Here is a 6,800-nt window from a genome sequence, read left to right as displayed (position 1 = left end):
GCCCGGCAAATTCAACCAATTCAATACAATAAATTGGTATCAACAAACTTGGCACACTATTGAGTTCTCAAACAACAGACACACCCGGCACCACCACAACCAACAATCAGTCAAGGATCGCTCCGGAGCAACTTTTCAAACTTACCCGATCTCGGAAGTCTTTGCAAATTCGCATTTCTGCGATTTACATTCATCCAAGAAGGTCCCCACCGTTATTTAGCACGCAAATTTGCGAACCATTTTCAGGCTGTTTAGAAGGGGGTCGGTCGCTTTCTTTCCGCATCAGCGGCGGCGACTCGAATTACTTTACACGCCGGGAGGACCCTACACAAATCGGCCCCCTGAGGGGGTTCCATGGCGTCACATTCCCGGAACCGCGCGGATTTCGGCAGCCGCGGCCGCCCCCAGAGGCCGGCGGCCCGGCGTCGGGGTTCTATGGAGTGGGTCACACGCGCACATCACGAGGCTTTGCTCCCGGTGCCATACTCAGAGCGTGACGACGTCGTACACGTTCCGTGCCGAGCTGTGGCACTACCCCGAGCAGGCAGGCTGGCACTTCATCACCTTGCCGCCGGACCTGGCGGAGCAGCTCAAGGACCAGGCCGCCCCGTTCCGGAAGGGCTTCGGTTCGGTGAAGGTGAATGCCTGCATCGCCGGGCAGCGGTGGCGGACGTCGCTCTTCCCGGACAGCAGGACCAACTCGTACCTCCTCCCCGTCAAGAAGGCCATCAGAACCGCAGCCGGCATCCACGCCGGCGATGAGGTGGACGTGGAAGTCGAACTGATTCTTGAGGGCTGACAACACGGACTGGATTGCAGGGGTAGCTGCAGGGCGACCCGAGCGCTTGTGCTCTCTGTTGAGCCGCTGCTTGAAGGAACAGTTCACCCCGCCGGAGAGGCCTCCACGAACGCCACCTGCGTGGCGTATTGCTGGTACAGCTTGACGGCCTCGTCGATCTCGATGTGGCCGAAGTTCAGCGCGACCTGCAGCCCCTCCAGCTGGGCACTGGCGGTCTCGGCTGCGCTCACACGGTCCGCCACGGAACGGGACGTGGCAAAGTTCGTGGCCAGCGCCGCGGCAACGGAGCAGATCACCGCCAGCAGACACAGTCCCCGCCACACAATCGAGTCGTCCGCCAGGTTGAAGATGTTCGCCACCGCTTCGGTGAACCCCGTGCCACCGGCGGCGGGGCCGACCGTGAACGCGGCGGCCAGCGCACTGCCCACGATGCTGATGCCGGCCAGCCGGGAGCGCCGGGGTCGTTCCCGGCCGAGGTAGGACTGAAGGTCCCGTTGCTTCTGGTCGATGCGGTTAGACAGCCTTTGCCGCGTATCGGATGTTTCGTCCATGATCTGGTCCCCGGTTCCCTCGCCGATCGTGTCCGCACGCCTGGAAAGTGGGACTGCCAGCGGTCCACCGGTTCCCCAGGATTCCCCAGCCGGGACGGGATCTCCCTGCCCCTTGGCCGCTCTCCTCCCGAAACGCGCACACGTTTAGGATGCTCCCGCGCCACTGCGGGTGTCTAGACACTTGACCGACGACGTCGGCGTTCCCCGCCGGTCCGGGGCGGGGAACGGTGCCCCGAGGTTCTCCCGCCGCCGCTATTCGTTCGTCGGCGCCTTCACGTCAGCTCCCGCGTGCACGGCGGTCTCGGTGGGAGGCCGCCAGATGGGCGTGCCGTCGAGTGAGAGGTCAGCCGGTGGAGCAGTCACATGGGCCGTGATCCCCTGGGACCGGAGTTCGGCCTCCAGTATGAGCAGCATCCTCTCCGCCATGCCCATCGAGAGTTCGCCTTTAGTGTCAGTCCAAATCATGGGGCCAAGTTCGGTCAGATAGACATCGGAGACGTAGTTTGGCGTGTACTGGGGGTAGTCGCCAGTCATTTCGGCGGGGCTCAGTTCCTTGCCGTTCTGGTCCACCGACATAAAGCGCCCTCCCGCGGCATACAACGCCGCGGCGGCCTTGTCCTGGTCGTCAGTCTCGACAAGGAACCCGGGTGACGTTTCCCATCCGTCACCTAGTCCTTCCTCGTACCTCTCGCCCTGCTGGTCGAAGATGTCAGGTGCCACGGTTACGCTCACTGCGCTGCTTCCCTTCACGTTGCCGTCGTGGGCGATGGACGGGCTCGGCTGAGGACTCGGGGTTGAGGGTGCCGCAGGCATGGTGGGCGAAGTGAAGGCTTGACCGGGCTGTGTGGATCCAGAGCATCCGGCCAAGGCCAGCCCGAAAGCCACCACTACTGCCCCACAAAGATGTCCTCTTGCCACGTGCCCTCCCCCGGCGCCCACCAGCCGAGGTCAGTGTAAGCCACCCCCGCCGCGCAGTCACCTAGCTGGCGGGGTCGTACTGGAAGGCGCGCACCTCCTGCGCGCAACGGCAGGCGGCCGCGATCTTCGCGGCCCACTCCAAAGCCTCATCGTAGGAGGGCAGCTCCAGCACCGAGTAGCCGCCTTCGAGCTGCGTCGTCTGCGGGTAGGTGCCCTCGCTCACGGTCCCGTCGCCGTCGACCATGACGGGCGGGATGCCCTCATCGATGCCGCCGCCAAACACCCAGACGCCGGCGTCCTTCGCCTCCTGGACGACCGCGTGCGACGCATCCGAAACAGCCTGCAGCTCTTCGTCAGGGAAGACCATGGCGGCACTCGGAAACGAGATCAGATACTTCGTCATTCGCGTCGACTCCTTGTTTGCAGCACGGTTTGCAGCACGGTGAATCGCGTTCATCCTCGCCGATGCCATCGTGCCGCGCAAGGATCTCGGCGGCCCCGGTGGCCGTGACGGCGAACCTGGGACCTCATGCAGCACCCGATCCGTACGGACGCGTGATTGCCTCAAGGAAATGCCCGTCAGGATCCGCGAAGTAGACGCCGCGTCCGCCGTCGTTGTGGTTGATCTGCTGTGGGCGGGACCGTCCCGGGTCCGCCCAGTAGGGGATGCCCTCGGCCTGGATCCTTGCGAAGATTCCGTCGAAGTCCTCCTCGCTGACCAGGAAGGCGTAGTGCTGCGGGGCGATGGGCCGGTCCGCCGTGGCGAAATCGAGGGCCACTCCGTGGTCCAGGGGCACGGTCATGAAGGACCACATGGCTTCGGGTTCCGGCAGTCCGAGCACGTTGGCCAGGAACTTCGCCGACCGCCGCTTATCCGTTGCGTAGACGATGGTGTGGTTGAAAGCGACCGTCATGGCGACCCCCTCCGGGGTGGTTGTCTGAGACCATCTGACATCCGGCACTCTTCAGATTTCAAGAGCGCCGGCTACGTCCCTGGAACCTTCGTGGCGCCAGTCTCAGCAGGGGAAACATAGGCTGCGATGACGACGGCGGCCATCGGACTCAAATACCTGGCCTACGACTTCGCGGTTAGGGCATTTACGAAGACCTACAGGACTCCTGCACTGCTCGTCTGCTTCTTCGTCGGCTACGCGGCCGCATTGGCCATCGATGCTGCATGCCTATTTTCGGCGTCGAAGCCAATAGCCGATGCAGGGTTCGCCATCATGGGCGCGATTTTCCAAACTCCGTTGGTCCTCTTCGCATTTGGGACCGCAATCGCCGCGACGGTCCTTTTAAAAGACCGGCCTCCCCAGACCGGGGCTACGCAGGCCCCGTGAACGGACGCGGCGAGCACGCCGCCACGAAGCGCTGAACTCCGCAAAGGCACCGCACGACGTCGGGCCTGACCTCCGCCTCCCATGCTGGAGGTGGGGGTCAGGCCCGTGCGGTTACTGGCGTGTGGTTACCGGATTCAGTCAGCCCTGCAGGGACCGCAGGGATGCGTACGGTTCGCTGGGCAGGTTGCCTGCCATCCAGGGGCGGGTGGACCGGATGGGAGGGGTGTGGCCCCGGCCGTCGCGGACGACCGCGACGATGGTGGCGACGGCTGCGAAGACCAGGAGTCCGGCGAGCAGGATGGCGGCAAATTCCATGTGAAGAGCACCTCGGGCGAGTGATGGAGCTGGTTGTTGGGGCTGACGATGGATCAATTGTTGGGCCGGAATCCCGGGCGATCGGTGCGGGTTTCGTTTGCGGGTGGGGTTCAGGTTTCCGGTCCTTTTGTAGGGACATGTCCAGTTTCCGCACCCACCGTGTGAGCCACCGTGTGAGCATTTTCCGCTTTGGTTTTTCCGCCCGCTTCCGGCTTCCTTCGGCTCCCTTCGGCTCCGATCATGCGACGGTCAGGCGTCGTCGCTCCCCCGCCGCACGCTCGCCGTCGGCACCTCCAGCTCCCCCACTAGCGGCGTAGCATGACTGATATGGCCGAGACTTGGATTCGGCTCCTCGGTCCGCCCCGGATCGAGTCCGCTGGCACCGCACCCCGGCAGCCCCGGGGCCGCAAGGCATGGGCTGTGCTGGCCTACCTTGCGCTGCAACCGGGCGGCACGGGCCGGGCCCGGACGGCGGCCCTCCTGTTTCCCGACGCCGAGGACCCGCTCGGTGCCCTGCGCTGGAACCTTTCCGAGCTGCGCCGGACCCTCGGCGCGGAATCGGTGGGCGGCGACCCGCTGCGGCTGGTGCTGCCGGCCGGCTGGAACTGCGACGTGCTGGCGGCCCTGCAGCCAGCCGGCGGCGCCGACCCCCGCACCTTCGACGGCGACCTCCTGGAGGGTCTCACCTTCGAAGAATGCCCGGCGTTCGAGTCCTGGCTGGAGGACCAGCGGCACCGGCTCGAGAATGCTGTCCTGACGCTGCTCTACGAGGCATCGCTCGCCGCGCTGGCGGCCGGAAGGGCCGACGACGCCGTCGACCTCGCCACCCGCGCGCTGCACCTGGACCCGTTCAACGCCGACTGCCACGCCGTGCTGATCAAGGCCCTGCTCGCCCTGGGTGACTACCGGCGGGCGCGGGAGCAGGCCGACAAGTGCCGCGAACTGTACCGCCGGGAGCTCGGGCTCGGCGTGCCCGCGGAGGTGCGCCGGGCGCTGGCAGACGGGGCGCCCCCGGCCGAGCCCGGGCTGCCGGCCAGTTCGGCCGCCGTGCGGTCGTACCTCGACGCCGCCGAGGCCTCGCTCTCGGCAGGCTCCGTGGACCGCGGGCTGGATCAGTTGCGCCTCGCCGCCGAGATCGCGCAACGGACCGGCGACCATCATCTGCTCGCCGAATCCCTGGTCACCTTGTCCGGGGCGCTGATCCATCAGGCCGGCGGACGCGGCGCCGAGGTGGCCGACCTCCTGCACCGGGCGCTGAAGTCGGAAGGGTTGGACCCTGAGTCGATGGCGTCGGGGGGACGGAACCCCGCGCGGCCGGCGTCGCGGGTGGCGGCGGCCGCGTACCGGGAGCTGGGGTACCTGTCGGTGCAGCGGGGCATTCCGGACCGCGCGGCCGGCTGGCTGGAGCAGGCGGCCCGGGCGGCGGACGGGTTCGACGACGAACGGTCCAGGATCCTGGCCATCCAGGGCATGGCGGCCTCGGACACCGCGCACTACGGTGAGGCGCTGGCGGCCCTGGCCGAATCGAGCCGGCTCGCCACCGCCGTTGGCGGCCGCCGCCTACTGGCGTTCAGTACGGCCCTGACCGGCCGGGTGCATCTGCTGCGCGGGGATTTGGAGCCGGCTGCTGAATGCCTGGACCGGGCCCAGGAACTGATCGCGGCCGAGCACTGGACGGCCTTCGAACCCTTTGTCGCCGGCCTCCGCGGCGAGACCTTCCTCGCCGCCGGCCGTCTGGAGGACGCCGCTCCCCTGATCGACCGCTCGTGGGTGATGGCCGACGTCGCCGGCGACCACTGCTACCTGACCCTGGCCGCCGGGGCCAAGGCGAGGCTCAGCATGGCGCTGAATGACCAGGCCGCGGCCGAATCCTGGCTCAAGCGCGGGCTCGACACCACGCCCTGGTATCTGTGGTACCGGGCGCGGCTGCTGGACACCGCCGCCGAGGTCGCGATCGACGCCGGCTCCCCCGCCGCCGGGGACTACGCCGACCGGCTGGGCACCATGGCCAGCCGCGGCGCCTTGCGCGAACTGGTGGTCCGGGCGCACTCGCACCGGGCAGTTCTCGGCGACACCGCCGCCGCGGAGACCATCCCGTGGCTGGCCAAGGACATCGACAACCCGGCGCTCAACACCTACCTGGCCCGGCGCGGCCAGCTCTGATCAGCTGCGGCGCGTGCTGTGGCAGTGGGCGGCAGGGGCGAAAGACACTGCTGACTCGACGGGCGCCTGGTGCTACGGTAGCGAAATGTCAGCAACCTTGGTTCGCCCCAGACGCGGCAAAATCTTCGCAGGCGTGTGCGCTGCCTTGGCCGACCGTTTCGAAGTGCCCCGGGCATTTGTCCGGCTCGGGTTTATGTTCTTCGGCCTGTTCGGCGTGGGCGAGTTCGTCTACGTCGCGTTGTGGATCCTCATCCCCCGGGACGACTAGCCCCAGACTTGTGGTGCGGGACCCGGCGCAGGGAGCTGGCCGGCATGAGGACCGCGACGGCGCCGTGGGCGGACGACGTCGGTGCCGCGCCGCCGTCGTCATCCCTGTTTTGGAGGCACAGGTGGGTTAAACAAAAGCAGGGCCCGTCCGAAGACGGGCCCTGCTCGAAACCTAACGGTCCCGGGTATCTAAAAGGAAATTAGATAGCCTGGATGTTGGTGGCCTGGGGACCCTTGGGGCCCTGCTCGGTTTCGAAGGAGACCTTCTGGTTCTCTTCGAGGGAGCGGAAGCCGGAGGAGTTGATCGCAGAGTAGTGTGCGAAAACGTCCTGTGAGGAGTCATCGGGGGAAATGAAGCCGAAGCCCTTTTCAGCGTTAAACCATTTGACGGTACCAGTAGCCATTATTTTTGTCCTTCGTGAAGGTGGAGGAACTGTCCCGACTTTC

The 6,800-nt window shown here is 66.3% G+C and carries 10 protein-coding genes; 4 read left to right on the top strand and 6 right to left on the bottom strand.

Annotated features, from left to right (window positions below; all coding sequences use genetic code 11):
- The first annotated feature begins 493 nt into the window (after window positions 1–493).
- Window positions 494–799 carry a DUF1905 domain-containing protein gene (locus AC1DN2_RS20070; protein ID WP_476851691.1) on the top strand — a complete coding sequence of 102 codons (306 nt, stop codon included), beginning with the start codon at window positions 494–496 and terminating at the stop codon, window positions 797–799.
- A gap of 83 nt (window positions 800–882) precedes the next feature.
- Here the strand turns inward: AC1DN2_RS20070 and AC1DN2_RS20065 are convergent, their stop codons facing one another.
- The 4 genes from AC1DN2_RS20065 to AC1DN2_RS20050 form a co-directional block, all read right to left on the bottom strand.
- Window positions 883–1,350, bottom strand: coding sequence for a hypothetical protein (locus AC1DN2_RS20065; protein WP_223915857.1), 468 nt, complete (start codon window positions 1,348–1,350; stop codon window positions 883–885).
- A gap of 252 nt (window positions 1,351–1,602) precedes the next feature.
- A complete protein-coding gene (locus AC1DN2_RS20060; protein ID WP_476851690.1) occupies window positions 1,603–2,082 on the bottom strand; it encodes a hypothetical protein in 480 nt (159 codons plus the stop codon).
- A gap of 247 nt (window positions 2,083–2,329) precedes the next feature.
- Window positions 2,330–2,671 carry a YciI family protein gene (locus AC1DN2_RS20055; RefSeq protein WP_476851689.1) on the bottom strand — a complete coding sequence of 114 codons (342 nt, stop codon included), beginning with the start codon at window positions 2,669–2,671 and terminating at the stop codon, window positions 2,330–2,332.
- A 124-nt stretch (window positions 2,672–2,795) separates the two neighbouring features.
- The gene (locus AC1DN2_RS20050; protein ID WP_476851688.1) at window positions 2,796–3,182 is read right to left on the bottom strand and encodes a VOC family protein; all 387 of its coding nucleotides are present in this window, start codon (window positions 3,180–3,182) and stop codon (window positions 2,796–2,798) included.
- A gap of 126 nt (window positions 3,183–3,308) precedes the next feature.
- Here AC1DN2_RS20050 and AC1DN2_RS20045 point away from each other — a divergent pair, with 126 nt between their 5' ends.
- On the top strand, window positions 3,309–3,608 hold the full coding sequence (locus AC1DN2_RS20045; protein WP_476851687.1) for a hypothetical protein: 300 nt from the start codon (window positions 3,309–3,311) through the stop codon (window positions 3,606–3,608).
- 138 nt (window positions 3,609–3,746) lie between these two features.
- On the opposite strand, the gene AC1DN2_RS20040 is transcribed toward AC1DN2_RS20045, so the two are convergent.
- On the bottom strand, window positions 3,747–3,923 hold the full coding sequence (locus AC1DN2_RS20040; RefSeq protein ID WP_476851686.1) for a hypothetical protein: 177 nt from the start codon (window positions 3,921–3,923) through the stop codon (window positions 3,747–3,749).
- A gap of 327 nt (window positions 3,924–4,250) precedes the next feature.
- Here AC1DN2_RS20040 and AC1DN2_RS20035 point away from each other — a divergent pair, with 327 nt between their 5' ends.
- Together AC1DN2_RS20035 and AC1DN2_RS20030 are read left to right on the top strand one after the other, a co-directional pair.
- Entirely contained in the window at window positions 4,251–6,086 is a 1,836-nt protein-coding gene (locus AC1DN2_RS20035) for an AfsR/SARP family transcriptional regulator (protein ID WP_476851685.1), read from the top strand.
- Window positions 6,087–6,171: 85 nt separating this feature from the next.
- A complete protein-coding gene (locus AC1DN2_RS20030; protein ID WP_028275253.1) occupies window positions 6,172–6,354 on the top strand; it encodes a PspC domain-containing protein in 183 nt (60 codons plus the stop codon).
- Window positions 6,355–6,553: 199 nt separating this feature from the next.
- Here AC1DN2_RS20030 and AC1DN2_RS20025 read toward each other — a convergent pair whose 3' ends face one another.
- The gene (locus tag AC1DN2_RS20025; RefSeq protein ID WP_011690916.1) at window positions 6,554–6,757 is read right to left on the bottom strand and encodes a cold-shock protein; all 204 of its coding nucleotides are present in this window, start codon (window positions 6,755–6,757) and stop codon (window positions 6,554–6,556) included.
- Window positions 6,758–6,800 lie beyond the last annotated feature (43 nt).

It is taken from the genome of Arthrobacter sp. 01L42 (assembly GCF_056400005.1).
Note: the sequence above shows the minus strand (reverse complement) of the source record. Positions and strands in the feature narration are given on the sequence as shown.